This window comes from Streptomyces sp. W16, from assembly GCF_033194735.1.
GTDB lineage: Bacteria > Actinomycetota > Actinomycetes > Streptomycetales > Streptomycetaceae > Streptomyces.
Genome location: NZ_JAWOAI010000020.1, coordinates 13,040 through 39,783, shown reverse-complemented (window position 1 = coordinate 39,783; position 26,744 = coordinate 13,040). Strand labels below are relative to the sequence as shown.

Sequence of the window (26,744 nt, the reverse complement as noted above, 5' to 3'; positions counted from 1 at the left end):
GGTGCGGCGGTCGAGTTCGGCCGTGATCTGGCCGCCCTGCACGCCTCCGGGGCACCGGCGTTCGGCGCACCGCCGCCCGACGGCCCCACGGAGGCGCACATCGGGCTCGCCCCGATGCGCAACGTTCCCGCCGCCGACTGGCCCAACTGGTATGCCGGACAACGGGTGTTGCCCTATCTGCGCAGCGCGGTCGACACGGGCACCCTGGAGCACGCCGAGGCCGCGGTGGTGGAGCGCGTCTGCGAACGGCTGCCCGAACTCGCCGGTCCCGCCGAGCCGCCCGCCCGGCTGCACGGCGATCTGTGGAACGGCAACGTGCTGTGGGGCGCCGACGGACACGTCCGCCTGATCGACCCGGCCGCGCACGGCGGACACCGGGAGACCGACCTGGCCATGCTCCGCCTCTTCGGCTGCCCGTATCTGTCGGCGGTGCTGGCCGGCTATCGCGAGGCCGCGCCGCTCGCCCCCGGCTGGACCGACCGCGTCGGGCTGCACCAGCTGTTTCCGCTGCTGGTGCATGTGGTGCTGTTCGGGCGCGGCTATGCCGAACCGGCGCTGTCGGCGGCGCGGGCGGCCCTGGCCGGGTGACACCGGGCGAGGCAGCCCGTCACCACGGTCCAGGCCAGACGCTGCCGGCCCACGTACTGCCGTTCGGCCGCGGCTCCGCCGAGCGGGCAGCCCTGACCGGATGACACCGGCCAGGGCCGCCCGTGACGGTGGTCCGCGTCAGACGTGCGGGCGACGGCCCCGCTCCTGGTGCGGGAACTTCTGGTCCGCTCCCGGCAGCATGGGCTTCGGCAGGGTCGCCACTTCCTCCTGCGCCTTCTCCAACTGCTCCGCCGTGTCCTGGGGCAGCCGGGGCGAGCGCGGGCGGGCGTCTCGGAAGCGGAACGCGGTGGTGAAGTCGCCGAAGGTCTCCCGCCGCCAGTCGGTGACGTTCGGCTCCTCGACCCCGGTGAAGCGCTCCAGGAACTGCAGCGCCGAGGTGTGGTCGAAGGCCTCCGAGGCGACCCAACCACCCACGGTCCAGGGCGAGATGATGATGGCGGGCACCCGGAAGCCGCCACCGATCGGCAGCCCCTGGATGAACTCGTCCTTCGTGCCCGCGGGCGGCGTCGGCGGCACGACGTGGTCGAAGAGGCCGTCGTTCTCGTCGTAGTTGAGGATGAACGCGGTCTTGCGCCACACCTTCGGGTTCGACGCGATCGCCTCGATCTTCGACGCCACGTAGTCGGCGCCGGCGGCCGGGAGGAAGTCCGGATGCTCCGACTGGTAGCTCGTGGGGCAGATCCACGACACCGTCGGCAGCCGGTCATTGCGGGCGTCGTCCTCGAACGTGCCGTGCGGCTGCGGACGTACACCCCGCTCGTACAGGTCGGAGCCGGGCTGCGCGTTCTTGAACGAGGCGAACTGCTCCAGCATGTTGGTGCCGTAGTCGTCCTCCTCCTGGTACACCTTCCAGCTCACGCCGGCGTTCTGGAGGCGTTCCGCGTACGTCGTCCAACGGTAGGGCGTCGGCGCGACGTTGCTGATGATCGGGCCGCCCTGGGTGCCGCCCGGGTCGATCGAACCGGTCATCCACATCAGCCGGTTGGGCCAGGTCGGTCCGAACACCGAGCAGAAGTAGTTGTCGCAGATGGTGAAGGTCTCGGCGAGCGCGAACTGGAACGGGATGTCCTCGCGTGTGTAATAGCCCATCACATAGGGGCCGTTGACGCCGTCGGCCGCGCGGTGTGCGGGCAGCCACTGGTCCATCTTGCCGTTGTTCCAGGCCTGGTGCTGCACGGACCAGGCGTGGCTGGTGGACGGGATGGCCTGGGCGCTGGAGGTGTGGGTGTCGAGGTGGAACGGGAGAAGGTAGCCCTTCGGATTCACCGCGTCCGGCTGGTAGAAGACGCTGCGCCCGGTGTCGAGTTTGCGGGCGTGCGAATCGGCGAATCCGCGAACGCCGGAGAGGGTGCCGAAGTAGTGGTCGAACGACCGGTTCTCCTGCATCAGCATGACGACGTGTTCGATGTCCCGCAGCGAGCCGTTCTTCGGCGGCTCGGCGGCGACGGCTTTCTGGACGCTCGGCGGGAGGAGGGAGAGAGCCGCGGCACCGCCCACTGCGCCGGCGGCCGAACCCAGGAGTCTACGACGTGTCAACTCGGCCATGATTGCCCCTTCTTGAAGGCTCTTCGAGTGATCTCGTGGACCAGACCTCGGATCACTCTCCGCCCGTCCGGGTATGGGGCGTCAGGGGCGTGTGGTGAATTTGCGGCCAACGTGCGGAAAGGGGTTGGCCAAGCCGTGACCGGCAACATCCGGGCGTTGCCGAGGTGTTGCGAAACCTTGGTGGACGGCTGACGGTCACATGAGCCGGCCCGCGCGAAGACAGCGGTGCCGTACGCGTTTCCCGTTTGCGAAGTTACTGGGCGGGGCTTCTGGGGCGCAGTCGGGCGGCGATCGCCGCCACGTCGTCCTCCGCGTCCTGCACATGGAGGCGCAGCACGATGTCGTCGAGGAGGCGGGAGACACCCTGACCGGGGTGCAGCCGGAGCCGGGCCAGCCGGGCGAGGGAGACGTCGATGTCCTCGCCGCGCCGCTCGACCAGCCCGTCGGTGAACATGACCAGGGTGTCGTCGGGCGTGAGGGTGAGCGTGGTCATCTCGTAGTCGGCGGAGCCCGTGCCGAGGGGCGGGCCGACGGGGACGGGGATCAGTTCACCGGCGCCGTCGCGGTGGAAGACGGCGGGTGACAGATGGCCCGCGCTGGCGAAGGCGGCCGTGCCCCGGGCCGGGTCGAGGAGGGCGAGCAGGCAGGTCGCGGGCCTGCGGTTGTGCTCCTCGGACATGGCCGTGTCCATCTGGCGCAGGATGCGGTGGGGCGGGAGGTCGGTGGAGGCGACGTAGCGCAGCATCGAGCGGTAGGCGTTCATGTCGACGGCCGCGTCCAGGCCGTGCCCCATGACGTCGCCGATGACGAGGAGGGTGCGGCCGTAGTGCAGTCGTACGGCCTCGAACCAGTCGCCGCCGACGAGGGTGCCGCTGCCCGCGGGCAGGTAGCGGGTGGCCATCTCGACGTTGGGGTGGGGGCGGCTGGGTTCGGTGAGCAGGACCTGTTGCAGGTTCAGGGCGGTGGTGTGCAGGCGGTGGTGTTCGACGGCGTGGTGCAGGTGGGCCGCGGTGAGCCGGGCCGCGTAGTGCACGGCGGCGGCCTCGTCGTCGCCGAACGACTGCCCGGCGCGGATCGCGAGGAGCGCGCCGTAGGCCTTCCCCCAGGCCGTCAACGGCACGGACAGTGCGGCCAGTACGCCGTGGTCGTTCGTGGTGAACGACGTGGTGATCGGGTGGCCGGCGTCCAGGGCGCGGACCATGACGTCCTCGCGTGGCGCGGTGCGCAGGCTGTCCAGCAGTTCCTTGCGGCCCACGGCCGCCATCGGGTGCAGCATGCCGTGCGGTGCCGGGCGCGCCTCGTCCTGGGCGAACAGGTCGACGGCTGCGGCGTCGCACAGCTCGTCGACGAGGAACCTCGCGCACTCCGCCGCGGTCCTGCGCTTGTCGAGCGTCGACCCGATGGCGGAGACGGCCCGCTGCGCGAGCGCGAACCGATCCGTCGAGCCCTTCCCGGACCCCGTAACCCCGTCGCCGTCCACCACGACCCCTTTCTGCCGCCCCCATCCCAACACCCGCGCGGGCGTTCGGGCGGTAGCGACCCGTGGTGCGGTGGCATCGGGTCAGGGAGTGCGGGGTCGGTCGCCGGGGACGAAACTCCATGGCCGCGCCGTCCGCGTCGCCGATATCGTCCCCTCCGACCCCTTGATCCCCGACGCTGAGAGCGACTCCGATGACGAACCAGCGACCGACCACCACCCTCTGGCGCCCCACCGGCCCCAAGGAGCTGGACCTGGTCAGGGCGCTGGACTGGCGTGCCTGGCCGCCCCGGCTGCCCGAGCAGCCGATCTTCTACCCGGTCCTCAACGAGGACTACGCGATCCGGATCGCGAGGGACTGGAACGTCAAGCACGACGGCGCCGGATTCGTGACGCGGTTCGACGTGGAGTCGGAGTTCCTGGCCCGGTATCCCGTCCAGCAGGCGGGCGGTCGGACGATTCTGGAGCTGTGGGTGCCTGCCGAGGAGTTGGACGAGTTCAACGCCCACATCGTCGGCGAGATCCGCGTGGTGCACGAGTTCAGGTGAGCGTCGAGCGGGAGTACGCAGCGGGGAGACGTGCACGAAGCGGCGCCACCGTATCCGACGGTGGCGCCGCTTCTGTCGTATGCCTAGGCGCGGCTCCATTGCTGGGTCGCGTTGCCCAGCCCGGTCCACAGCTCGACCTTCGAGCCGTTGGCCGTCCCCCAGTTGGTCACGTCGATGACGAGGCCGTTGGAGCGGTTGACGATGGTGCCGTCCACGCGGAAGGCCCACTTCTGGCTGGCCTTCCCGTTGCAGGCCCACAGGATGAGCGTGGTGCCCGCGGTGGTGCCGTCGCCGTTCGCGGCCAGGCAGCTGCCGTTGACGCGGAGTTCGCCGGCCGTGGTCTGCGTGATGGTCTGGTAGGCGTTGCCCGAGCAGTCGTAGATCTGGACCTGGACACCCGTCGCACCGTTCGGGACGTCGAGACAGCGACTGGAGTACGTGCCCTTCAGGGTGAAGGTCGAGGCGGTGGGGAGCGGGTCCTGGACCAACTGCCAGTCCTGGGAGCCGTCGGTGGTCGCCGCCGCGACGGTGACGGAGCCCCCCGCCGTCGAACCGGTCATGTAGAGGCCGGTGTTGAGGACCGAGCGCAGCTTGTAGTAGCCGCTGGTCGACGACGCGACCTCGGTCCACTGTTTGTCGGTGGCTCCGTCGTCGACCCACTGGGCCAGCTTCTGCCCGGCCGTCGCCGTGCCGGTCCAGATGGCGGCCGAGCGACCGCCGGCCTTGTTGAGCAGCGTCACGTTGCTGCCCTTGGCGGTCAGATGCCAGCGCTGGGTGTTCGCCGCGGTGTCCGCCGCCAGGACGAGGTCGGGGGTGTTCCCGGTGAGGTTCGCGTCCTGGGTCTTGCCGGACGTGGTGCTGAGCACCTGCCCGGTGAGCCGGTTGACGAGGCTGTAGTAGGCGCCGTCGGAGCGGCCGAGGTCGACCTCTGCGTACTTCACGGGGCCGACGCTGGTACCGCTCCAGGACGCCTGGAGTACGAGCACGCGTCCTGTGCCGTCGACGTACTGGAGCATGCGGCTGTACCCGGCCGCGATCGACGTCTTGTACTCCTTCCAGGTGCCGGTGCTGAGCCCGGACTCGTTCACCCAGACGTCGCCGCTGCCGGAGGCGTTGTACACGATCCGGCCGTCCGGCATCGGGAGCAGGACCGGACTGCCGCCGGTGGCGAGGGTGGCCCCGCCCGAGGGCACGGGCAGCGAGGTGATCGCGGCGTCGGTGGCGGAGAAGAACTTCGTCGGGTCGTCGGATATCCGGTAGCGGACGTTGGTGCCGCCGCCCCAGTACTCGTACGTCAGAAGCCACTTGCCGTCGGTCGTCGGGGCGATGGTCGTCATGCCGGGCCGGCCGCCGCCGATCTCCGTCTTGCCGCTGCTCATGGTCACCGTGGAGCCCGGGACGTCAACTACCGGGAAACTCCAGGCAGTTGTGCTGCTCCCGTCCCAGGTGCGATGCAGGAGGACCTGGCCGCCGGAGTCCGTCGCCGTGTCGTTGGCCGGGTCGAGGGTCGGGGCGCCGGTGGTGGTGTTGTAGCCGGTGTAGTCGTCCTCGTCGGAGTAGTAGGCGATCAACGTGCCGTTGTGGGCAAGGAGATGGGGTTCCCAGACGGGGTCGACCTGGGCGTAGGTGTTGGCCGTCGAGACCCGGCCGACGCTGCCCGCGCTGCCGCCCTGCCAGCCGCCGGCGGCGATGATGTTCTGGATGGTCCAGGTCGCGCCGTCGTCCGTGCTGGAGTACAGGGCGAGCGCCACGTCCTTGCGGTCGCCGTCACTGGTCGGCGTCCAGCTGGAGTTGGCGGCCTTCTGCTCCTGGTAGTAGTAGTCGTCGCCGGAGACGATGCTCGCGAGCAGCAGGGTGCCCGCGCTCAGGCTGCCGACGTTCTGCGGAAGAACGTAGAGATACGGGTTGGTCCAATTGCTCGTGTATTTCGCGTATTTGGAGTCGCTGGAGAGATAGGCGGGGGCTTTGACGTCGGACAGTTTCGCCCATGTGGTGCCGTCGTCGTCGCTTTTGTACACGGGCAGTGTCTGGCCCACCGGGGCGGTCTGGTCGTTCTCGAAGGTGGCCACGATCCGGCCGTCCGGCAACTGGGCCGACTTCGGGTAGAGCACGCACGGGCTCTTGCTGCAGGCGGCGGTGTTGGTCGCCGTATACAGATTGGCGGGACTCGGCTGATACGCCGACGCACTTGTCGCGGAGGCGATGGCGAATGCCACGCCCGTGCCGAAGGCTGTCGCCCACGCGAAAGCCTTTCGCACCCAGGATCTTGTCAACGGCTTTCCTTTCACCGGGAGGGGGTCCGGGCAGGAAGCCAGTATTCGCAGCGGACATGGCAATGTCACCGCTACGTTTCGAAAGTGTTTCGCGGAATGGGGAGTTACGCGGTATTGACGGGTCTCCGCACGGACGTCGAAGTCCGCAGCACGAGTTCCGTCGCCAGCTCGATGCGCGGCGACACGGGCGGCCGGCCCTGGGCGAGTTCCAGGAGTACCCGGGTCGCCTCGCGGCCCAGCTCCTCGAAGGGCTGGCGTACGGCGCTCAGCGGTGGGCAGGCCATCGCCGCGACGAGTGTGTCGTCGAAGGACATCACCGCCAGGTCGTCCGGTACGGCGAGACCCTGCTGCCGGGCCGCCTCCAGCACACCGAGCGCCTGCGCGTCGCTGGTGGCGAAGACGGCCGTGGGCGGGTCGTCGGCGTGCAGGATCTGGGCGCCCGTGGCGAGCGCCTCGGCGTAGTCGAAGTCGGTGGAGCGGACGATCGCCGGGTCGTAGGCGATCCCGGCCTCCTCCAGCGCGGCCCGGTAACCGTGCACGCGCGCCGCCCCGGCCAGCGAGTGGGAGCGGCCCGCGACCATGCCGATCCGGGTGTGCCCGAGGTCCAGCAGGTGCTGTACGGCGTCGCGGGCGCCGCTCCAGTTCGTCACGCCGATGCTGGGGATGTCCTCGGAGGGTGCGCTGAGCGGGTCGATGAGGACGACCGGGAGGCGCTGTTCGACGATGCGGCGCTGGTCCTCCTCGGACAGCATCGAGATCACGATGACGATGCCCGCGGCGCCGAGCGCGACGCACTGCTCCAGCCAGCCGGAGATCGACCGGCGGCTCGTCGTGCCGGTGACCACGTCGATGCCGAGTTCTCCGGCCGCGTCCACGATGCCCCGGACCACCTCCAGCGTGTACGGCCCGGACAGGTCACGGAACACCGCGATGATCTGCCGGGGCGTCGCGGGGTCCCGTTCCCAGGGCCGGACGAAGCCGTGCCGCGCGAGGAGTTCCTCGACCCGCTCGCGGGTCCGCGCGCCGACGTCCCGGCGCCGGTGCACCACCTTGGACACCGTGCTGAGCGAGACGCCCGCCTCGGTGGCGATGCTCGTGAGGAGGCCGTACTGCGCCTCCAGTTGTCCCTTGCCGCGACCTGTCACCCGATGCCCGTTCCGCTCGCCGAACACCGATGCGCCGGACCGCATCGCGTAGCTGGCCTGAAACTTTGCCGCAAGGTAACGGGGCGCGGGCCGTGGAGGCAATACCGGTGCACGGGGTCTCGCGCGGTTACGACGCGCGGGTCACGAAGCCGTCCCTGACCTTGTCGAAGACGGGACGGTAGGTGTCCCACTTCGCGTCCGGGGCCGAGAGGTAGATGTCGTACTCACGGTCGCCCTCCTTGCCGAAGCCGAGGTCGATGGCGCGGAACACCCTGACCCGGCCCTGGAAGGTGAACTCCCAGATCGCGGCGGGCTGCCCGCGGAAGGTGGTCTGCTGCATGCGGAGCCTGCGGTAGGTGGGGTAGTTGACCTTGGTGTTGGCCTCGATGTCCGCGAAGTGCGTGCTCGGGTCGGGGCCCGCCGGGTCCACGACGCCGATGGTGAGCCCGGCGAGGCCCGTCTCGTCGGTGTAGGTGACCCCTTCCGCCGTCCGCTTGCCGGCCTTCCAGTCGTCCGGCACCGGGAAGGAGACACCGAGTTGCCGGTCCCGGACGAGGTGGTAGCCGTCCGGGACGGGGGACGCGGAGGTCGTGGCGGTGGGCTGACCCGTCGCGTGCCCGGGAGCGGACCTCGACGTCGCGTGCAGCACGAACGCCGTCGCCGCGACGGCCGCCGTGGCAGCCAGGACTCCGAGAACGAGGCCCTTGCGGCCCCGGCGCCTCCCGCGACCGCCGGAGTCCGCGGCCGGTCTCGGCTCCGGGCCTGTGGCGGTCAAGTCATCGGCGGACGGCGGCAGTTCGGCCGTCGCCTCTCCCCACCACGCGGTCTGCAGGGCGCGCTGCGTCTGCTCCGCCGTCGGCCGTTCGTCGGGCTCCTTGATCAGCAGTGCCTCGACGATCGGCTCCAGCGGTCCCGCCTGCTTCATGGGCTCCAGCGGGTCCGTGGCGATGGCGTACGCGGTCTCCATGGCGGTGGCGCGGCGGAACGGCGGACGGCCCTCGACGGCCTGGTAGAGCGTCGCGCCCAGGGCCCAAAGGTCGGAGGCCGTTCCGGGAGTGAGCCCGCGGATCCGCTCCGGGGCCATGTAGTGGATGGAGCCGACCATCTCGCCGGTCTTCGTCAGCGTCGACGCCCCGTCCGTCATGGCGATGCCGAAGTCGGTGAGGACGGTCCGGTCGCCGGTGCCCAGCAGGACGTTGCCGGGCTTGACGTCGCGGTGCAGTACACCGGCGGCGTGGGCCGCGCGCAGGGCGGCGACCGTGTCCAGGCCGATGCGGGCCGCCTCCTCGTGCGGGAGGGTCCGGCCGTCCTTGAGGAGGTCGGCGAGCGTGGGGCCCGGGACGTACTCCATGACGATGCAGGGGCGGCCGTCGTCATCGACGACATCATGGACGACGATCACGTTCGGGTGCGCGATCCGGGCGGCGCTGCGGGCCTCGCGGCGGGTGCGCTCGTAGAGGGTGGCGAGTTCGTCGGCGGAGAGTTCCGGCCGCGCGTGCAGCCGCTTGACCGCGACCTGGCGGCCGAGCACCTCGTCGTCCGCCCGCCAGACGATGCCCATGCCGCCCCGGCCGATCTGCTCGGCCAGCCGGTAGCGCCCGGCGATGCGACGCCCTTCGTCCGACACGGTGTCCTCCGCCGGTTCTGTCCCTGTTCGATTCGCCTGGTCACCATAACCGGCTCTTGTCCCGGAACGTGTGGGGCGGATCACGGTCCCCTCCCTGACCGGAGGGCCGCCCACCTCGACTGGAGGGTGGAGAAGGCCTAGTACCCCGGTACTAGTCACCCCGGCCGTTTTCACTTCCCCGGTGCCGCGGACACGGGGAAGGGCGCTCATAGCGTGAAGGAGTGGGTCGCGCAGGCCCACCTCTTTCTATCGAACCTGGTGGGAGTACCCCGTGGCCACCTTCCTCTACCGACTGGGCCGGTTCTCGTTCCGGCGCCGACGGCTCGTCCTGATGCTGTGGATCGCCGTCCTGGCGGCCGTCGGGATCGGCGCGGTGAGCGTGTCGTCGAACACGTCCGACAGCTTCACCCTCCCCGGCACGCAGTCGCAGAAGGCGATCGACCTGCTGGGCAAGGAGTTCCCGCAGGCGTCGGCCGCCGGCGCCACCGCCCGCGTGGTGTTCGAGGCGCCGGACGGACAGCAGCTGAAGTCCGGGGCGAACAAGACCGAGGTCGAGTCGCTGATCGCCGACCTCAAGAAGGCGCCCCAGGTCGCGAACGTCAGCGACCCGTATCAGAGCGGTCTGATCAGCAAGTCCGGCACCATCACCTACGCCCAGGTCACCTACAAGGTCACCCAGCCCGACGTGACCGACGCGGCCCGCGCCGCCCTGCACTCCGTGGCGGACAAGGGCGAGAAGGCGGGCCTCGCGGTCAGCCTGGGCGGCAATGCCGTACAGGAGAAGGCGGGCGGCGGCGCGACCGAGCTGATCGGTCTGCTGATCGCCGCCGTGGCGCTGGTCATCACGTTCGGGTCGATGCTCGCAGCCGGGCTGCCGCTGCTGACGGCGATCTTCGGGGTCGGCGCGGCGGTCGGCGCCATCACGGTGGCGGGCGCGTTCTTCGACCTCAGCTCGGCCGCCACGACCCTGGCGCTGATGCTGGGCCTGGCGGTGTCCATCGACTACGCCCTGTTCATCGTCTCCCGCTACCGCAGCGAGGTCCGCGACGGCCACGAACCGGAGGAAGCCGCGGGCCGTGCGCTGGGCACCGCCGGTTCCGCGGTGGTGTTCGCCGGTCTCACCGTCGTCATCGCCCTGGCCGGTCTCAGCATCATCGGCATCAGCATGCTGACCACCATGGGCCTGGGCGCCGCCTTCGCGGTCGTCGTCGCCGTACTGATCGCGCTGACCCTGCTGCCCGCGATGCTGGGCTTCGCCGGCATGCGGATCATGGGCAGCCGGTTCACCAGCCGCAGGATGCGCACCCTCCAGGAGCGCGGCGGGGGCGAGACGACGGGCGTGCGCTGGGCCCGGTTCGTGACCCGCAACCCGGTGAAGATGCTGCTCGTCTCGGTCGTCGGGCTCGGTGTCCTCGCCATCCCCGCCCTGTCGATGCGGCTGTCCCTGCCCGACGACAGCATGTCCTCGCCGGGCACCAGTGAGCGCATCGCCTACGACACCATCACCAAGGGCTTCGGGGACGGCTACAACGGCCCGCTCACGGTGGTCGTCGACGGTCGCAGCAGCAGCGACGCCAAGACCGCCGCGCAGGACACGGTCGACCGGCTGGGCAAGCTGTCCGACGTCGCCGCCGTACGCCCCGCGGTGTTCAACCAGAACGGCGACGTGGCCCTGATCTCCGTCGTCCCGAAGAGCTCCCCCAGCAGTCAGGCCACCGTCGACCTGGTCTCCCAGATCCGCGACCGGGGCCCTGCGCTGAAGTCCGACACCGGCTCCGAGCTGATGGTGACCGGCACGACCGCGCTGAACATCGACGTGTCCAACAAGCTCAGCGGCGCCCTGATCCCCTACCTCGGCGTGGTCGTCGGCCTGGCCCTGGTCCTGCTGCTCCTGGTCTTCCGCTCGATCCTGGTCCCGCTCAAAGCCGCCCTCGGCTTCCTGCTCAGTGTGGTCGCCACGCTCGGTGTGGTGGTCGCGGTGTTCCAATGGGGCTGGCTGGCGGACCTGTTCGGCGTCGACCAGACCTCGCCGATCGTGAGCGTGCTGCCGATCTTCATGATCGGCGTGGTGTTCGGACTCGCCATGGACTACGAGGTGTTCCTGGTGACCCGGATGCGTGAGGAGTACGTCCACGGGGCCGAGCCCACCGAAGCGGTGATCGCGGGCTTCCGGCACGGGGCCCGGGTGGTCACGGCCGCCGCGGTCATCATGATCTCCGTGTTCGCCGGGTTCCTGCTGGACGACGTGGCCCTGATCAAGTCGATCGGCCTGGGCCTCGCCTCCGCCGTCCTCTTCGACGCGTTCGTCGTCCGCATGACGATCGTGCCCGCGGTCATGACCCTGCTGGGCCGCCGCGCCTGGGCGCTGCCCGGCCGGCTGGACCGGATCCTGCCCAACGTCGACGTCGAGGGCGAACGGCTGCGCCACCTGCTGGCCGAGACCCCGGACGACGGCTCCGGCAGCGCGGACCGGGCGCCCGTGTCGCCCGTCACCACCGGGAAGCGCTGAGGCAGCGGCCGTACGATCCACATCAGGACGCCGGTCCGGGGTCTTCCTCGGCCGCACCGTCCCCGCCCGCCGGTCCCCTCCCCCCGGGACCGGCGGGCGGCCCGCCTGCATCATGGAGGGTGTATCCCGTGACCTCACCACCGATGACGGCCCGGTCCTTCATGCCCGAGAGCCTGATGGGAGGGGCCCGGCTGGGCGACTCCGAGTACCGTGCGGTCGTCGGGCTGCTCACCTGGCTGGGGCGGGTCCGGCAGACCGACACGGCACATCCGCGGGTCAGGCTGTGGGGAGTGCCCGCCTGCTACGCGCTGGCCGGGATTCCGGCCCTGGTACGCGCGGCCCACGACTCAGCCTCCGCATTCGTGCTGATGCTGGCGGTGACCGCCGGGTTCACCGTGCCGTTGCTGTGGCGCAGGCAGCGGCCCGTGCTCGTGTTCGCCGCCCTGGTCGTCCTCTCCGAGGTGTGCCTCGCCCTGGGCGTGGACTCGGGTTCGAGCGCCACCCAGCTGGTGGCGCTGCTCAACCTGGGGCGCTTCGGGGCTCCCGGGCAGTTGGCCGTCGGCGTCGTGTACAACCTCCTGCAGACGTTCGTGTCGATCGCCTTCTTCAACGGTCTGAAGGGATCGGAACAGGGAACCACTACCCCGGTGCTGGCGTTCCTGGCCGTGGTCGCCATCCTGTCGATGGCCGCGCTGGGGCTGGCCGGAAAACTCGTGAACGCCTACATCGAGGCCCTCAAGGAGCACGCCGTACGTCTTGAGGTGGAGCGCGACCAGCGGGCCCGGCTGGCCGCCGCCGGTGAACGTGCCAGGGTGGCACGGGAGATGCACGACATCCTCGGCCACACCCTCGCCGTGATCGTCGGTCTGGCGGGCGGTGCCGCGGGCCTCGCCGAGAGCAAGCCCAAGCGGGGCGCGGACACTTTGCGGATCATCGCGGAGAGCGGGCGCGGCGCCCTGGCCGAACTGCGCAGACTGCTCGCCGTCATCCACGACGACGAACCCGACGACACACCGCTCGCGCCCCAGCCCGGGCTGTCCGATCTCGGCGCCCTGATGGAGCGGGTGCGGGCCGCGGGCCCCGCCGCCGCCCTGCGCCTCACGGGCGAACTCACCGGTCTCCCCCAGGGACTTCAGCTCGCCGTCTACCGCATCGTGCAGGAAGCCCTCACCAACACGCTCAAGCACGCGGCACCGGACACGACCGTCGAGGTCACGGTCGCGGCCGAACCGGAGGCCGTGCACATCACCGTCGAGGACACCGGCCCGCACCCGCCCCCGGGCACCGACGAACAGGGCAAGGGCCTGGTCGGCATGCGCGAGCGGGCCGCGCTCTACGGCGGACAGGTCGCCGCGGGCCCCAACTCCCAGGGCGGCTGGACCGTCCGCGCCCTCCTCCTGCCCTCCTCGACCGCCCCCGACCTCATGGAGAAGCACCCCGCATGACCACCGTCCTCATCGTCGACGACCAGGCCCTGCAACGCCTCGGCTTCAGCATGCTCATCGAGCAGTATCCCGACCTGAGCACCGTCGGCGAGGCCACGCACGGCGTCGAGGCGGTCCGGCTGGCGGCCGAACTCCGCCCCGACGTGGTCCTGATGGACGTACGGATGCCCGGCATGGACGGCATCGAGGCCACCCGCCGGATCGTGCAGTCCGGGGGCCGCTCCCGCGTCCTCGTCCTGACCACCTTCGACCTCGACGAGTACGCGTACGCCGCGCTGCGCGCCGGGGCCAGCGGTTTCCTCCTCAAGGACGCGCTGCCCGAGGAACTGGTCGCGGGCATCCGGGCGGTGGCCGCCGGGGACGCGGTCATCTCCCCCGGCCTGACCCGCAAACTCATCGACGCCTTCGGCGACCGGATGCCCGGCCGCACCCCGGAGCAGGACCGCCGGCTCGACACCCTCACCGACCGCGAGCGCGAGGTCCTCACCGTCATGGCCTCGGGCTGGAGCAACACCGAGATCGCCGAACGCCTCTGCCTCGCCGAGTCCACCGTCAAATCCCACGTCAGCCGCATCCTCGCCAAGGTCGGCGCCCGGGACCGGGTCCAGGCGGTGATCTTCGCGTACGACGCGGGGCTGGTACGGCCTGCCTGAGTTCTTGTTCCTCAGGTCGTCGGCGCGGTCTCGAACTTGCCGAGGAGCGCGGTGAGTTCGGCCGGTTTCTCCACGGGCAGTTCGTGACCGGCGTCGACGATCCGGACGACCGCGTCGGGGTGGGCGTTCGCCATCCGCAGCATCTGGGAGAGCGGCAACTGGATGTCGTGGTAGCCGTGCACGATGAGCGTGGGCGCGGTGATCTCGTGGACCCGGTCCAGGACGTCGAAGGCGCGCATGGCGCCGTAGCAGGTCATGACGACCTCGCGGGGTGTGGCGGCGGAGGCGTCGATGTACTGGCGGATCTTGTCCTTGGGGTAGCCGGGGGCGAAGGCGCGCTGGATGTTGGCGGCGACGAACATCTTGAACGGCAGCAGTGTGGACACCGCGAGCAGCAGACCGCGCGCCCAGCTGTACGTCATGCGGCTGATCGAGTCGACCAGCACCATCCGCTCGACCCGCTCGGGATGGGCGAGGGCCAGGGTCTGGGCGATCATCCCGCCCATGGAGTGCCCGACCGGCACGAACCGGTCGACCTCCAGATGGTCGAGGAGGGCGATGACGTCTCGGGACAGCCCTTCCTCCGGTCAGCAGGCCGTCAACCGGTCCCACGCGAAGGCGCGGGCACTGGTCGAACAGGCCATCACCACCCTCAAGTCCCGGCGGCTCCTGCGCAAGCTCCGCTGCTCGACCACCCGCATCACGAGCCTCGCCCAAGCCGCCCTCCGCTCACTACCCCCAATGGAATGCGATGCCACTCCGATAGGACGTTTCGATGGTGTTCGAAAGGATGGCTGGTATCCACGGGCGGCGCCTACGGTGCGACGCAAAGAGGTCGACCACCGCGAGTTGCATCGGTCGACCGAGTGGCAGGTCCTCACTGGCGTCTGCTCGAACTGGCGTCACAGTGGGGCCCCAGGCAGGGAGACTTCCGGATGCAGTTGCTCAAAAAGCACGTGACCCGTACAGCTGTGGCTCTCGCCCTTGGCGCCGGCGCGCTCGTCGGCGGCTCCAGCACTGCTTCAGCTGCCGACGTCCATCCCCAGTACGTGACCTACAAGTGCGATGACGGGCGGGCCTGCGTATACGACAGGTCCGGAGGAATCTGGAATATGGACGGCTGTGGGCCTAACTACATCTACGGCGTTTTCTACTTTGCCAAGGCCCACGGCAACAGCTTCACGGTGTGGTATCAGAACAACACGTGGGATCTCGTCCCGGCATGGAGTCAGCGGTTCCTCGACGCCGGTAATAAGGTCACAGAAGTGGATGTGCATTGCTGAGTACTGACGACAAAAGCAGCCCCCTTCCAGCTTTAAGGAAGGGGGCTGTCTTCTGGTGTTCTGGGATGTTTTTGTAACTGCTGTGTGATCACCTGCGGGCGAGTCCAGGCATTGAGCGTTTTCCAACCTCAATTTGAGCAGGTCAGATGCAGTGTGGTCCAGCATGCCGCGCAGTTTGAAAGAGGCTCACTGGGTGGGTACCTCGGCGAGCGAGAGGCTGTTCCGATCGGGGTCCAGCACGACGACGTGGCGTACGCCGTTGCTGTAGGTCTCGACCGCTTCGTGGTCGATCCCGTGTGCGGCGAGTCGGGCCAGGATCTCGTCGAGGTCGTTCACGCCGAGCGTGATCATGGCTCCGCCTACTCTCTCAGCGCGCACGTCCCGATCGTCAACGACGACCCACGCGTTCTCACTGACCCGCCACAGGTACTCCTCGCCGATGATCTCGTCCGCTGGGCGCCCGAAGAACACCTCGAACCACTCCAGTGCCTTGATCCGGTCACTCACGCACATGACGCTGTACAGGTCCACTCGGATCACTCCTCATAGCCGTTTCGGAAGTTGGACCACTCCCTTGACCGAAACTCATCGGAGGAGGTAGCCCGGTTCTCCACTAGGTCGGTGAGGCCAGGCGCCGTTGGCGCTATTGGAGCCGTCGCACCCACATCCTTTCCAACCTGCGCGGTGTGCAGGGTGAGGACGGCCTGTATGAGGCTCGTGATACGGATGGCGGATCAGCGCAGCTTGCGCAGGATCCGCCAGGTCTTGAGGGTGGCGATGGCCTGGGCCCAGCACTGCACGCCGACTTCTTCCAGGGCGTTGATGATGCCGTGGACCCGTACGGCCTTGATGTCGTGAACGGCTCCGGGAGGGGCAGCAGCGTGCCGTCCAGGATGACGAACGCCCTGGTGGAAGCGGTCTTCATCGACTCAGCGAAGGTCGGGTCGAAGGCCGCCAGGACATCCACGGCCTCGACGACGTAGCGGTACGCGGTGGTGCTGCCGATTGCGAAGCCAGCCGCGAACTGCGCGTGGGTGTGACCGCACCGCGGGTGAGCCAGTGCGAGCAGGGCCCGGCGGCCGGTGTTCAGGCGCCGCCACCGGATCCGAGCATCTGGTCGCGCTCCCGCAGGCGAGCGGAGAGGAACCGAAGGGCGGAGCTGGACAGGTCCAGCCCGGACGGGTGGACGAGCACACGAAGCCTCTGGTGGAGACGGATTTCTTGGTCGAAAACCCATCTACCAGGCGCCTCATCCGTCTGTCAGGCCAACTGCCCAGCCCGCGAAAGGGGTTGGAAATGGCCGGGGAGTCGCGAGGCTGGGTGCTCGATGCTCAGGCCCAGGTGTTATGAGTCGAGCCGGTTCACGAAGTCGATGGCGGCGAGTACGTCGCCGCAGTCACCTTTGTGCGCGGCATAGGCGTGACGTCCGCAGGCTGAGTGCCGGCAGGCGTCCCGGATCATGTGTCACTCGGCAAACGGACGAATGAGATTCGCATGCCGCGCTGGGAGTGCAGCCACGGTCCGCGCGCGTGGGCGGTGGCAGCGTGTCGAGGGATTCGTGGTTCAGCGCTCCAGGATCGAGGACCGGGTGCCCCAAGAGACGGGCGGCAGGGCTTCGGCGCAGCCGCTGCAGGGCGCGGTAGGGGTTTCCGCGTAGGTCAGAGCGACGGTGAGGGGTGGCGTGGCTGGGCCACGCTTGCGTCGTCCACGGAAAGCGGATCGGTCACGTGGGCGGCCAGGGTTCGGCGTTCAGCGGGGACACCCCGGTACGCCGACCACCCGGTGGTCATCGGTCGGCAGGTGGACAACGAACCGGGCCGGCGCCTCCTCCACAGCAACGGTGTCTTCGAGCTCTTCGTGGACCACCGCCCCCGCACCTCCCGGCCCGCCACCACACCTGTAAGCACGGCCCCGACTCCCACTACGGCAACCCGGCCTCCGAGCCCGCCGCCTGAGAGCCCCGGATGCCGGCCATTCCTCTTCGCTATTCCCGTTTCACCGCATAACCGGATACTGACGGCCATCGAACCGTCACCACCACGGATTCCTCTTCCGCGAACCAGGAATGATCGACTCCCGGGCCCCACACGACGTAATCCCCTTGCTGCTCCAGAAGAACACCGCGTTCCGGGAATTCCACACGGAACCGGCCGCTGACGAGCACCAGAAGAGCGGTCCGCTCGTCACCTCTCACCCACTCCGGCCGTTCGTCACCCCGTGGATGGACACCCCACTTGACCTCTACGGCGTCGGTGTGACGAGGATCGCCGACGTCCTTGAAATGACCCAGAAGCCATCCTCTGTCCAGTGGCGCGTCCTTGCCCGCGTTTCCCACATATATATTTCCGCTCATAAATCCAGACCTTATCAGCCGTCATTTTTGATATTCACGTAGGTCCGCACACCGTGCGCATCCGTGATGTCGATGATGACGCCCTTCCATTCCTCGGCAGGCTCCTCGGGCATCTCGGCCGTCTGGTATTCGGCCAGCTTCAGCAGTTCCGCGGTCACCCGGACTCCGGTGAGGCGCTCGGCCAGTGCGAACACCGCCGCTTTGCGGTCGACACGAGAAGCCTCTTCGTCGGTGAGGCCGAGACCGACCTCGCAGATCAAGGAGTTGAGCTCGTCCGGGGAGCTGCCCCTTCTGACCGTGGGCCATTCGAACTCGGTGCGCAACTCCCCGTTCTCGTACCAGTGGAAGAAGTGCATGGGCTTCCCGCCATTGCTCGAATGAGTGACGACGCGGCTCCCGGCCGAGAGGGTTTCCATGAAGCCGAGCGGCCAGAAATCCCCACCGAGGGCCAGGGCGAGGGTCCAATCGCCTTCCTCGCCCGGGACAGTGCACGCTCCCGCGAGCACGCAGGCGTCCCAGCCATCGGATTCGTCGATGAGCTCCAGGTGTTGCTCGATCAGTTCGTCGAGTCCTTCGCAGACGCCCCTCGGTTCGGCTCCCGCCACGGCGAGCAGCTCCGCCGGGGAGACTCCCCGCACCAGAACCAGGGTGTACCCGCTCTCCAGCGGATAGCTGAAAGGGGACGATGAGGAACGTATCCAGCCGTAGTCGGCCGCGGTGGCTGTGGTCATGGAGTGCATGCTGCCAGCCGTCACTGACACCGGCTCGACCCGATCGATCCGGCCGCCGATCCCCGATCGTGGGCGAACACCCTCGGCCCGCCAGTAGGGTGGGGAACCTGCAGCCTCCCCACCAACACCCGTCCCTGCAAAGGGACATGGGCCGCAGCGGTCAAAGTCGGTCTCACTGCGTGAGGATGAAACAACAGGTGCTGATAGCGGGCCGGTACCGGCTGCACGTCGCCATCGGACGCGGCGCGATGGGCGAGGTCTGGCAGGCGTACGACGAGGTGGGCGGCAGACCCGTGGCCGTCAAACTCCTGCACGCCCAGAACTCCGAACCCACCGCCGCCGCCCGCTTCCGTCTGGAGGCGCAGACCGCGGGCCGGCTCAGCCACCCCCACGTGGTCGGCGTCCTGGACTTCGGCGAGCAGGAGGGCCGGCTGTTCCTGGTGATGGAACTGGTCCAGGGCGACAGCCTCTCCCATGTGCTCGCCCAGGCGGGATCCCTGCCTGCCGAGCAAGTGGCCCGCATCGCCGCCCACTCGGCCGCCGGGATGGCCGCCGCACACGAACAGGGCATCGTGCACCGGGACATCAAGCCCGGCAACCTTCTCCTCGACGCCGACGGGTCCGTGAAGATCGCCGACTTCGGTATCGCGCAGTTCATGAACGACCCCGGTGGCGCGCTCACCGCGACCGGCCAGATCGTCGGGACGAGCCTGTACATCGCCCCCGAGCGCGCCCTCGGCCAGCCCGCCGGGCCGCCGTCCGACGTCTACTCCCTCGGCTGCGTGCTCTACCAACTCCTCGTCGGACAGCCGCCGTTCCGCGCCGGCAGCGCCATTGCCGTACTCCATCACCACCTCGACACGGCCCCCGTACCACCACGGGAGCTGGGCGTCGGGCTGCCGCCCGCCTTCGAGAACTACCTGCTCGGTCTGCTCGCCAAGCGGCCCGAGGACCGCCCTACGGCGGGTCAGGCGGCCAACTGGTTCGCCAGTGGCGCCTGGAAAGGACATCCCGAGCCTCTCCCCGCAGCCGCACCGCACCCCCAGCCCGCGCCACGTGCGACCCCCCGGGAGGCAGTCGGCGAGCCCAAGCCCAGGGCGAACACGGCTTCAGGTTCCGTGACCACGTACGCCTTCCCGTCCTCCGCGGGCAGCGCCGCTCCGGCCCATCGGACGCGGCGTCGGCCGCGCGAGGGAGTCCGCGCCACCGCCGGACGCCGGTCGCAGACATCGCGGACCCCGCGGACATCGCGGATGGTGGGCACCGTCGCCGCCGTGCTGATCTTCCTCGGGGCGGTGCTGGTCGGCGTGGCGCTGTTCTCCCCCGACCACAGTTCGGCGGACACACCGGCGACGGACCCGCCCAGCGCCACAAGCTCCTCATCGGCCAAGCCGTAGGCCCGTACCGGTCGGCCCGTACGGGTCAGCCAGCGGGCCGGCTGTCCTGTTCGAGCAGCCCCGGCTCCTCGATGCAGTCGAGCAGGAACGGCACCAACCCCCATTCCAGCAGGGCGAGTTCCCACTCTTCCTGTATCCAGCCGCCCTCGGCCGTCCCCTCGCCGGACGACGCCTCGTCCGCGCCCGGGCGGTCGTGGGCCGGTGCCTTCCACGACCAGGCGAGGTCCCCCACGATCGCCCCGGCGGCCACGGCGCCGACGATCAGCCCGGCCGTCATCACGCCGTCGCCGACGTAGGGCCGCCCGACAAAGGCACGCAGCGCGAACCCGAGCGCCAGCAACGCGACCGCGACGACGGCCACGAAGGCGAGTACGGCCATCAGCCAGCCACCGCCCCGCTTCCCGGCCGGCGGCGGGGAAGCGGTGTCCCCACGAGCGTCCTGCCGGCCGCCGGCTTCCACGTACTCGCGGTACTCGGCCGCAGCCGCCTCGGCGATCGCGGCACGCGCCCGCAGCGCGCGCGTACGCAGACACTCACGGTCGAGCGTCCCGCAGGACCGGCCCAGCGCCTCCCTGACCCGCCCGGAATCCAGCGCCCGGCACAGGAGCCGTTCGAAAGCCGCGCCGACGTCCAGCCCTGATGGTCCTGGATCCCGCATGGATCTCCCCCGATGAATGAATGCCCGCGGCAGCGGGAGCCGACCGCGCACACGTGAGTGGTCAGGGGAGGCGAGTGTAGTGGCTCCGGCTTACGGGACCGTGAGAGGGCATCTGACCAGCGGCAGCGGCCGGGAGCGGCCCGCGGCCGACGGAACTCCGCAAGGGTCTCCAGGTACCACGCCGCCGCCATAGGCGTTTGGGTTCCGATCGGCGGGCCGGGCCGGTCAGGGCGAGCAAAGGGTGTGCGGCTAGCCGTTCTCCCGGCCCGGCAGGGGCGCGCCCTCCAGAAAGGCGTGATAGGTCTCGGCGGCTTCCGGCTCGATTTCAGGGTTGGCGGGGCCGTAGCGGGTGTCGGTGCGGTCCCGCTTCGGCCCGGAGACCCAGAACTCCTCGCTGGTCTGCACGTCGTAGAAGTTCGCATCGGACATCCCCCCTGCCCGGCGCAGGGTCCTCCCGCGAAAGTACCCAGTGCTCCAGGTCTTCGAGAAGTCCACCCACCCGATCCACGAGGGCCCGTGGTCGGTGTTGTAACCAGTCTTCAACTGCACGAACATGAGACGTCGAGGCATGCGCTCAGGGTCCTGCACAGACCGCGCCCGTGACCAGCCATTTTGCGGCGCCAGATGCGCTCGTTCACCGGGAGGGTGTTCCTTTCCTTGTCGAAGACCAAGACGGCGCCGAACGCCGCAAGGACACGAACACGGAAGTGACGTACGAGCTCTCGGCGGAGGTGTTGTTCGCCAAGGACAGCTCACGGCTGAGCAGTTCGGCGCGATCCCGCATCGCCGCGAGCGCCGCAGAGATCAAGCAGGGGGCGGTGAAGAACGTCCGCGTCTTCGGCTTCACCGACAATCTCGGCTCTTCCGCACACGGCGACGTCCTGTCCCAGCAACGCGCCGACGCCGTGCAGGCCGTGCTTGCAGACGCGCTCCCGTCGACGGTCAGCTTCGAGGCACGGGGATTCGGCGAGTGGCGGCCGGTCGCGTCGAACACGACGGAGGCCGGTCGACGAAAGAATTCGGCGCGTCGAGATCTCGTTCCCGCGAACGGCGAGTTGCCCCCTCCCATCCCACAGGCTAGGCCCAGTGGCCTATCACAATTCGTGTCAGAACTTACGCGTGGCCATATCCGTGGGCCCGGACACGCTTTCGCCGTTGCACTGTTCGCCCTCTTGCCGACCTCACCGATCCGCACGCAATCCAGCGAGTAGAACACTCGTTATAAATCTGATGTAGGGTCACGCTATAACGATCGTCATAGGAGGCAACCGTGACCGTCATCACCGTGAACACCCCGAAGGGGCGCCTGAGCCTAGAGGAGCGTCGGGCGCTGGCCGAGACGTTGACGGATGCGGTGCTCGTGCCGGAGGTCGGTCAGTTGGCGCCGGCCGCGCGGGTCGGGTTCCAGGTGCACTTCGTGGAGCGCGAGCCGGACATGATGGCCATCGGTGGCCGTCTGCTTGCGGACACCGGTCCGGGGCTCGACGTCATGGTGATCGACGTGGCGGTCATGGACGGGGACTGGCGGCGGGAGGTCCGGGCCGAGGTCATCGAGCGTGTCCTGGCCGCGATGGCCGAGGCCTGCGGGCTGCCGGCGCCTTCACCGGCCTGGTGGGTCAACTTCCGGGTCATCGACGAGGGCAGTTGGGGCTCCAGCGGCGGAGTTCTCTCCGTCCTCTCCCTCCTCGACAGCGGCGTGTTCACCGAGGAGAAGATCAAGGCGATCCGCACGGCGCTCGACGCCTGAGCCCGAACGCCCCGCGCCCCGCGCCCCGAGGACTCTCAGACTCAGCGGGTGAGCGCGTCGTCGATCAGCGCTTCGAGCTGCTGCGCCACCTGATCCAGCGGCTTCATGCTGCGCTTGGCTCGGCTCATGGCGATGGCGCCCTCGACGGACGCCACGATGAGGGCCGCCAGCCCCGGGGCCCGGTCGTGGTCGGCGCCGTGTTTCCGTAGCGCCTCGGTGAGCAGCCGCTCCCAGTCCTCGAAGGCCTCGGCCGCCGCGGCGAGCGCCGGCGGGATCTCGTCGGCCGGGGGCTCCTCGACGGAGACCGCCAGCACGGGGCAGCCGGCGCGGAAGTCGCTCTCGACGACGATGCCGCGCCACAGGGCGAGAAAGGCGTGCAGCCCGGCGACCGGTCCTGCGTCCAGTTCCTTGCGCAGGAGACGAGCGACGGCCGCCCCCGCGTACTGCACCGCCTCAGTGGCCAACTGCCGCTTCCCCTCCGGGAAGTAGTGGTACGTCGACCCGAGCGGAGCCTTGGCGTGTTTGGCCAGGTCCCGGATGCTCGTGGCGTTCAGGCCGCGCCTGCTGATCATGTCGGCCGCACCGGCCACGATGCGGTCACGCGACGGCGCGCTGGATCCGGCCACGGCGATGCTCCTCACTGGATGTCTCTGGATATAACGCTCGTCATAGTCTAGCGTGAGCCCCCGATATAACGACTGTCATAGACCGCGTGTGCAGCGCAAAGGGAGATTTCGCCATGCCGATGATCAGGCTCACCGCCCCGCCCGGCTCCCTGACCGAGGAAGGCCGCGAGACCGTCCAGCGCGACCTGGCCGCCGTCCTGCTCCGCTGGGAGGGAGCGCCCGACACCGCGTTCTTCCGCGCCCAGGCATGGAGTTACCTCGTCGAACTCCCCGAAGGCGCGCAGACCACCGCCGAGGACGAGGAGCCCCGCTTCCTCGTGGACGTCACCGTCCCGCAGGGCGCGCTGTCCGAACGCCGGAAGGCGGGCCTGGTCGAGGACGCGACGAAGACGGTGCTGGGCGCCGCCGGCCTGTCCCAGGACGACGCGCTGCGCGTGTGGGTGCTGGTGCACGAGCAGGCCGAGGGCACCTGGGGCGCGGGCGGCTCGGTCATCCGCTACGCCGACCTGGTGGCACTGGCGAAGGGGCAGCGCACCGATGCGTGAACTGACCTACGTCGCGAAGCGCACCGTCGAGTGGCGCGAGGCGCCCGACCCGAAGCTCCAGTCGGACCAGGAGGCGATCGTCACCCCGGTCGCCGCCACCTCCTGCGACGTCGACTCCGCGATCCTGGCCGGGCACGGCTTCATCGACCCGCCCTTCGCCCTCGGCCACGAGTGCGTGGCCCGGGTCGTCGACATCGGCGACGCGGTGACGGCCGTGTCCCCCGGCGATCTCGTGGTCGTCCCTTGGTCCATCAACTGCGGCACCTGCGCCCACTGCCGCGCCGGACTCACCGCCCACTGCACGGCCGTACCGCACATGGCGATGTACGGCGCGCCGATCGGCGGTAGTTGGGGCGGCCTCTTCTCCGACCTGGTCCGAGTGCCGTACGCGGACGCCATGTTGGTGCCCCTGCCCGAAGGCCTCAACCCGGTCGCGATGGCGTCGGCCAGCGACAACTGGTCCCTGTCCTGGCGCCTGGTGGCACCCCACCTCAGGAACAAGCCCGGCGCCCGCGTCCTGGTCGTCGCCCGCGGCAGCATCGGTCTGTACGTGTGCGACATCGCCCGCGCACTCGGCGCCTCCGAAGTCCTCTACGTCGACCCGGACCCCGAACACCGCGAACTGGCCCGCAGTTACGGCGCCGCCACCGCCGAGACGCTGGAGCCGGTCCGGCACGGCTTCGACATCGCCGTAGAGGCGACCGGCCGCGTCGAGCAGCTTGCCCTCGCCGTCAAGTCCCTTGCTCCGGAAGGCATTTGCGAGTCGGCCGGCAACCACTTCCGCCCCGGCGAACTGCCCCTGCTCGACATGTATCTCACCGGCGTCACCCTGCGCGTCGCCCGCGACAACGTCCGCAACCACATCCCCGACGCCCTCGAACTGGCGGGCTCGGGAAAGGTCGACCCGGCGCGGGTCGTCTCGCACGTCCTCGATTGGGAGCAACTCCCCGCCGAACTCCCCGAGAAGCGTCTCAAGCCCGTCTTCGTCCGCGCCGACGGCTGACCGCGTCGCGACCACGACCCCACTACACCCCGACCGAGAAACTTGATGAACGCAATACCGACCCAATCCCCGGCGACGAACCACGACGCAGGAGGCACAACAAGAGCGGAACTCGACCTCCAACGGGCGGCGATCACCGCTCTCGGCGACGAACTGCGGGCCCTCGTGGACGCCACCGTACGCACTGCGGCCCCGATCGAGGTCCTGCACCGGATCACGGACGAAGTCCGTCTCCTCAGAAGGCAGTTGACCGGTCGGCGACGTACCCGGGCGGAGATCCCGGCCGTCGACGAGTTCCCCGGAGAGATACGCATGTACAGCCCCGTGACGGGAGCCGGGAGCCCGCTCGCTCCGCCCATGCAGGTCACCGCGGACAGCGGAGGCGCCGTCGGTCGCTGCACCCTCGGTATCGCCCACGAAGGAGACCCCGTACGGCCGAGCCGGCACGCTCGCGCTGGGCGCGGCCAAGCCGCTGGTCGAGCGCGGGTACCAGGCGGTGATCGTGAGCGCGCGCGCCACCTTCGGTTCCGACGGCCCGTTCAACCCGTTCCTGTGCGAGCGCGAGGACGGCCTGGACGTCCTGGACTGGGTGGTGAAGCAGCCGTGGGCCGGTGAGTCGATCGTGCTCGTCGGCGCCAGTTACGTCGGCTACACGCAGTGGTCGGTGGCGGACGCGGTGCCGCCGCAGGTCAAGGCGATGGTTCCGGTGGTGTCCAACGCGACCTTCACCATGGCGTTCAACCGCGAGGGCGGCTTCGCCCTGGAGACCCCGTTCACCTGGGCGGTCCAGGCCGAACGGCGTGAGCGCAGGTTCGCCAACGTGCGCAACGCGCTGGAGGAGCGGGAGATCCTCCAGGCCATGCGCACCCTGCCGCTGAGCCAGGCCGACGTCGGCCTCCTGGGCCACCGCAACAGCTACTTCCAGAACGTCCTCGACCACGACGGCGACGGCCCGTTCTGGCAGGCGGCCGACCACGTCGACAAGGTCGCCGACATCACCGTCCCGGCGAGCCTCGTCGGCGGCTGGTACGACCTGTTCCTGCCCAACCAGCTGCGCGACTTCCAGACCCTGTGCCGGACCGCACCGGACACCCCGCACCGCGTCACCATCGGACCTTGGGCGCACTGGGCGATGGCGATGGACGGACTGGCCACCCGCGAGGCACTGGAGTGGGGCCTGGCCCTCGCCAAGGGCGAAGCACCTCCGGAGCGCGCTCCGGTACGCCTGTTCGTCATGGGCGAGGACAAGTGGCGCGACTTCCCCACCTGGCCGCCTCCGGGATATGAGCCCCAGCGCTTCCACCTCCAGCCCGGCGGCGCCCTGGCCACCGACCTGCCCGCCGACTCGACCCCGGACGACTACCACTACGACCCGGCCGACCCCACCCCCGCGGTCGGCGGCGTCCGCATGTGGACCCTGAAGAAGTACGGCCGCGTGAACAACGCCAAGCTGGAGGCCCGCCCCGACGTCCTCACCTACACAACTCCCGCCCTGGACAAGGACGTCGAGGTCGTCGGAGAGGTGAGCGCCGAGATCTTCTTCCGCTCCAGCCTGCCGTACGCCGACGTGTTCTTGCGCCTGTGTGACGTCGACGGGAAGGGGCGCTCGACGAACGTCTGCGACGGTCTGCTCAGTCTCACCGACGCGGACGAGACGACGTGTGCGACGGTCCAACTCTGGCCGACCGCCTACCGTTTCAAGCGCGGTCACCGCATCCGGGTTCAGGTCTCCAGCGGTGCGTTCCCCCGCTTCAACCGCAATCCCGGTACCGGCGAACCGCGCGCCACCGCCGTCACGCTCCGCGCGGCCACCCAGCAGGTCTTCCACGACCCGGAGCATCCGTCCGCGATCGTGCTGCCGGTCCGTCAGGTCTCCTGAAGAAGCTCGACTCACCGTGAATCCCGCGGACGGCCGCCGGGTTCACAGCGAGCCGAGCAGACCGTTGAGGATGCCGTCCTCGGCGAGGTAGAAGGCGAGACCACTCAGGGGAGCGAGCACCGCGCACAGCCAGTAGCGGTGCACTCCGGCGCGCGCCAGATAGACGGTCAGGAGAAGGGTGAGCAGCGCGCCGACGGTCAGGAAGACGGCCGCCTCTCCCCAGTAGTGGAGCGTCCATCCCAGCCAGAGCCCCTCCCCCAGCACCACCATCGCGATTAGCGCCCCGGCCACGGCCCGTACATCGCCCCACCCGCGCCGTACCGTCCATCCTGCCCAGCCCAGCAGCGGTCCTCCGGCCAGCCCCGCCGCCGACCACACCGCGGCGGTTCCGAGCCCTCCGGTCCCGAAGGTGTCCCCGAGTGTGGACGCCGTGTAGTAGCCGGCGCAGGTGGCGAGCATCATCAACGCGCCGCCCCACAGGGCGAGTTGCCGGGTGCGGATCAGCGCACCGGCCACGGCGGTCCAGATGATCCACGTGGACACCGAGTTGGTCGCCCGCTCCAGCAGGGGTGACACCCCATGCAGGCCGTACGTCGCCCAGCCGAGCAGCAACCCGAAGGCCACGGTCGCGGCGAGGACGGTGACGGGGGCATCGCGACGGGACGCGGTTGTGGTCGTCATGGGCGGTCAC

24 protein-coding genes and 3 pseudogenes are annotated in these 26,744 nt (G+C 69.5%); 13 read left to right on the top strand and 14 right to left on the bottom strand.

The annotated features are described in order from the left end of the window. Window positions 1–588: fructosamine kinase family protein (locus tag R6V09_RS04700; RefSeq protein ID WP_317880051.1), on the top strand; the 588-nt coding region annotated here is incomplete at its 5' end. 138 nt (window positions 589–726) lie between these two features. On the opposite strand, the gene R6V09_RS04695 is transcribed toward R6V09_RS04700, so the two are convergent. Then, window positions 727–2,154, bottom strand: coding sequence for an alkaline phosphatase family protein (locus R6V09_RS04695; protein WP_317880050.1), 1,428 nt, complete (start codon window positions 2,152–2,154; stop codon window positions 727–729). Window positions 2,155–2,407: 253 nt separating this feature from the next. After that, window positions 2,408–3,634 carry a PP2C family protein-serine/threonine phosphatase gene (locus R6V09_RS04690; RefSeq protein ID WP_317880056.1) on the bottom strand — a complete coding sequence of 409 codons (1,227 nt, stop codon included), beginning with the start codon at window positions 3,632–3,634 and terminating at the stop codon, window positions 2,408–2,410. Window positions 3,635–3,825: 191 nt separating this feature from the next. Between R6V09_RS04690 and R6V09_RS04685 the strand changes: the two genes are divergently transcribed. Beyond that, window positions 3,826–4,179, top strand: a complete 354-nt coding sequence (locus R6V09_RS04685) for a hypothetical protein (protein ID WP_317880049.1) — start codon at window positions 3,826–3,828, stop codon at window positions 4,177–4,179. Between the two features lie 83 nt (window positions 4,180–4,262). Here the strand turns inward: R6V09_RS04685 and R6V09_RS04680 are convergent, their stop codons facing one another. The 3 genes from R6V09_RS04680 to R6V09_RS04670 all read right to left on the bottom strand — a co-directional run bounded on the left by R6V09_RS04680 (window position 4,263) and on the right by R6V09_RS04670 (window position 9,224). After that, window positions 4,263–6,395: an RICIN domain-containing protein gene (locus R6V09_RS04680; RefSeq protein WP_442809972.1), complete on the bottom strand. Its 2,133-nt coding sequence runs from the start codon at window positions 6,393–6,395 to the stop codon at window positions 4,263–4,265. Window positions 6,396–6,556: 161 nt separating this feature from the next. Continuing rightward, window positions 6,557–7,642 carry a substrate-binding domain-containing protein gene (locus R6V09_RS04675; RefSeq protein ID WP_317880048.1) on the bottom strand — a complete coding sequence of 362 codons (1,086 nt, stop codon included), beginning with the start codon at window positions 7,640–7,642 and terminating at the stop codon, window positions 6,557–6,559. A gap of 82 nt (window positions 7,643–7,724) precedes the next feature. Continuing rightward, window positions 7,725–9,224, bottom strand: a complete 1,500-nt coding sequence (locus R6V09_RS04670; protein WP_317880047.1) for a serine/threonine-protein kinase — start codon at window positions 9,222–9,224, stop codon at window positions 7,725–7,727. Between the two features lie 271 nt (window positions 9,225–9,495). Between R6V09_RS04670 and R6V09_RS04665 the strand changes: the two genes are divergently transcribed. The 3 genes from R6V09_RS04665 (at window position 9,496) to R6V09_RS04655 (ending at window position 13,831) form a co-directional block, all read left to right on the top strand. Then, entirely contained in the window at window positions 9,496–11,733 is a 2,238-nt protein-coding gene (locus R6V09_RS04665) for an MMPL family transporter (protein WP_317880046.1), read from the top strand. A 143-nt stretch (window positions 11,734–11,876) separates the two neighbouring features. Beyond that, complete coding sequence (locus tag R6V09_RS04660) at window positions 11,877–13,178, top strand: sensor histidine kinase (RefSeq protein WP_442809974.1); 1,302 nt, start codon at window positions 11,877–11,879, stop codon at window positions 13,176–13,178. Then, window positions 13,175–13,831 (top strand): response regulator transcription factor, encoded by a 657-nt coding sequence (locus R6V09_RS04655; protein WP_317880044.1) that lies wholly within the window; start codon window positions 13,175–13,177, stop codon window positions 13,829–13,831. Before R6V09_RS04660 ends, R6V09_RS04655 begins: the two co-directional genes overlap by 4 nt. A gap of 11 nt (window positions 13,832–13,842) precedes the next feature. Here the strand turns inward: R6V09_RS04655 and R6V09_RS04650 are convergent. After that, window positions 13,843–14,412: pseudogene (locus tag R6V09_RS04650) on the bottom strand (alpha/beta fold hydrolase); the annotation flags it as partial. Here R6V09_RS04650 and R6V09_RS04645 point away from each other — a divergent pair. Both R6V09_RS04645 and R6V09_RS04640 read left to right on the top strand, forming a co-directional pair. Further along, a pseudogene (locus R6V09_RS04645) lies at window positions 14,402–14,557 on the top strand (IS5/IS1182 family transposase); the annotation flags it as partial. The pseudogenes R6V09_RS04650 and R6V09_RS04645 sit on opposite strands and share 11 nt — an antisense overlap. Window positions 14,558–14,766: 209 nt before the next feature. Then, window positions 14,767–15,114 (top strand): hypothetical protein, encoded by a 348-nt coding sequence (locus R6V09_RS04640; RefSeq protein WP_317880043.1) that lies wholly within the window; start codon window positions 14,767–14,769, stop codon window positions 15,112–15,114. Between the two features lie 186 nt (window positions 15,115–15,300). Here R6V09_RS04640 and R6V09_RS04635 read toward each other — a convergent pair whose 3' ends face one another. From R6V09_RS04635 to R6V09_RS04620, 4 genes and pseudogenes are all read right to left on the bottom strand, one after another. After that, window positions 15,301–15,621 carry a VOC family protein gene (locus R6V09_RS04635; RefSeq protein ID WP_317880042.1) on the bottom strand — a complete coding sequence of 107 codons (321 nt, stop codon included), beginning with the start codon at window positions 15,619–15,621 and terminating at the stop codon, window positions 15,301–15,303. A gap of 230 nt (window positions 15,622–15,851) precedes the next feature. Next, window positions 15,852–16,308 (bottom strand): annotated as a pseudogene (locus tag R6V09_RS04630) (transposase family protein); the annotation flags it as partial. 790 nt (window positions 16,309–17,098) lie between these two features. Further along, window positions 17,099–17,467 (bottom strand): signal peptidase I, encoded by a 369-nt coding sequence (locus R6V09_RS04625; protein WP_317880041.1) that lies wholly within the window; start codon window positions 17,465–17,467, stop codon window positions 17,099–17,101. Between the two features lie 14 nt (window positions 17,468–17,481). Further along, window positions 17,482–18,198 carry a DUF6461 domain-containing protein gene (locus R6V09_RS04620; RefSeq protein ID WP_317880040.1) on the bottom strand — a complete coding sequence of 239 codons (717 nt, stop codon included), beginning with the start codon at window positions 18,196–18,198 and terminating at the stop codon, window positions 17,482–17,484. A gap of 197 nt (window positions 18,199–18,395) precedes the next feature. Here R6V09_RS04620 and R6V09_RS04615 point away from each other — a divergent pair, with 197 nt between their 5' ends. After that, window positions 18,396–19,595 (top strand): serine/threonine-protein kinase, encoded by a 1,200-nt coding sequence (locus R6V09_RS04615; protein WP_317880054.1) that lies wholly within the window; start codon window positions 18,396–18,398, stop codon window positions 19,593–19,595. 25 nt (window positions 19,596–19,620) lie between these two features. On the opposite strand, the gene R6V09_RS04610 is transcribed toward R6V09_RS04615, so the two are convergent. Both R6V09_RS04610 and R6V09_RS04605 read right to left on the bottom strand, forming a co-directional pair. After that, entirely contained in the window at window positions 19,621–20,253 is a 633-nt protein-coding gene (locus R6V09_RS04610; protein ID WP_317880039.1) for a hypothetical protein, read from the bottom strand. A gap of 249 nt (window positions 20,254–20,502) precedes the next feature. Then, window positions 20,503–20,682, bottom strand: coding sequence for a hypothetical protein (locus tag R6V09_RS04605; RefSeq protein WP_317880038.1), 180 nt, complete (start codon window positions 20,680–20,682; stop codon window positions 20,503–20,505). A 170-nt stretch (window positions 20,683–20,852) separates the two neighbouring features. Here R6V09_RS04605 and R6V09_RS54530 point away from each other — a divergent pair, with 170 nt between their 5' ends. Together R6V09_RS54530 and R6V09_RS04595 are read left to right on the top strand one after the other, a co-directional pair. After that, window positions 20,853–21,464 (top strand): OmpA family protein, encoded by a 612-nt coding sequence (locus tag R6V09_RS54530; protein ID WP_442809971.1) that lies wholly within the window; start codon window positions 20,853–20,855, stop codon window positions 21,462–21,464. Between the two features lie 59 nt (window positions 21,465–21,523). Continuing rightward, on the top strand, window positions 21,524–22,000 hold the full coding sequence (locus R6V09_RS04595; protein ID WP_317880037.1) for a tautomerase family protein: 477 nt from the start codon (window positions 21,524–21,526) through the stop codon (window positions 21,998–22,000). A gap of 41 nt (window positions 22,001–22,041) precedes the next feature. Here R6V09_RS04595 and R6V09_RS04590 read toward each other — a convergent pair whose 3' ends face one another. After that, the gene (locus R6V09_RS04590; RefSeq protein WP_317880036.1) at window positions 22,042–22,626 is read right to left on the bottom strand and encodes a TetR/AcrR family transcriptional regulator; all 585 of its coding nucleotides are present in this window, start codon (window positions 22,624–22,626) and stop codon (window positions 22,042–22,044) included. Window positions 22,627–22,739: 113 nt separating this feature from the next. On the opposite strand from R6V09_RS04590, the gene R6V09_RS04585 reads away from it, so the two are divergent. The 3 genes from R6V09_RS04585 (at window position 22,740) to R6V09_RS04575 (ending at window position 26,053) form a co-directional block, all read left to right on the top strand. Beyond that, the gene (locus tag R6V09_RS04585; protein ID WP_317880035.1) at window positions 22,740–23,171 is read left to right on the top strand and encodes a tautomerase family protein; all 432 of its coding nucleotides are present in this window, start codon (window positions 22,740–22,742) and stop codon (window positions 23,169–23,171) included. After that, window positions 23,164–24,174 carry a zinc-dependent alcohol dehydrogenase gene (locus R6V09_RS04580; RefSeq protein WP_317880034.1) on the top strand — a complete coding sequence of 337 codons (1,011 nt, stop codon included), beginning with the start codon at window positions 23,164–23,166 and terminating at the stop codon, window positions 24,172–24,174. The genes R6V09_RS04585 and R6V09_RS04580 overlap by 8 nt, the downstream gene beginning before the upstream one ends. Before the next feature lie 454 nt (window positions 24,175–24,628). Continuing rightward, a complete protein-coding gene (locus tag R6V09_RS04575; protein WP_317880053.1) occupies window positions 24,629–26,053 on the top strand; it encodes a CocE/NonD family hydrolase in 1,425 nt (474 codons plus the stop codon). Between the two features lie 42 nt (window positions 26,054–26,095). On the opposite strand, the gene R6V09_RS04570 is transcribed toward R6V09_RS04575, so the two are convergent. After that, window positions 26,096–26,734 (bottom strand): DUF6518 family protein, encoded by a 639-nt coding sequence (locus tag R6V09_RS04570; protein ID WP_317880033.1) that lies wholly within the window; start codon window positions 26,732–26,734, stop codon window positions 26,096–26,098. Window positions 26,735–26,744 lie beyond the last annotated feature (10 nt).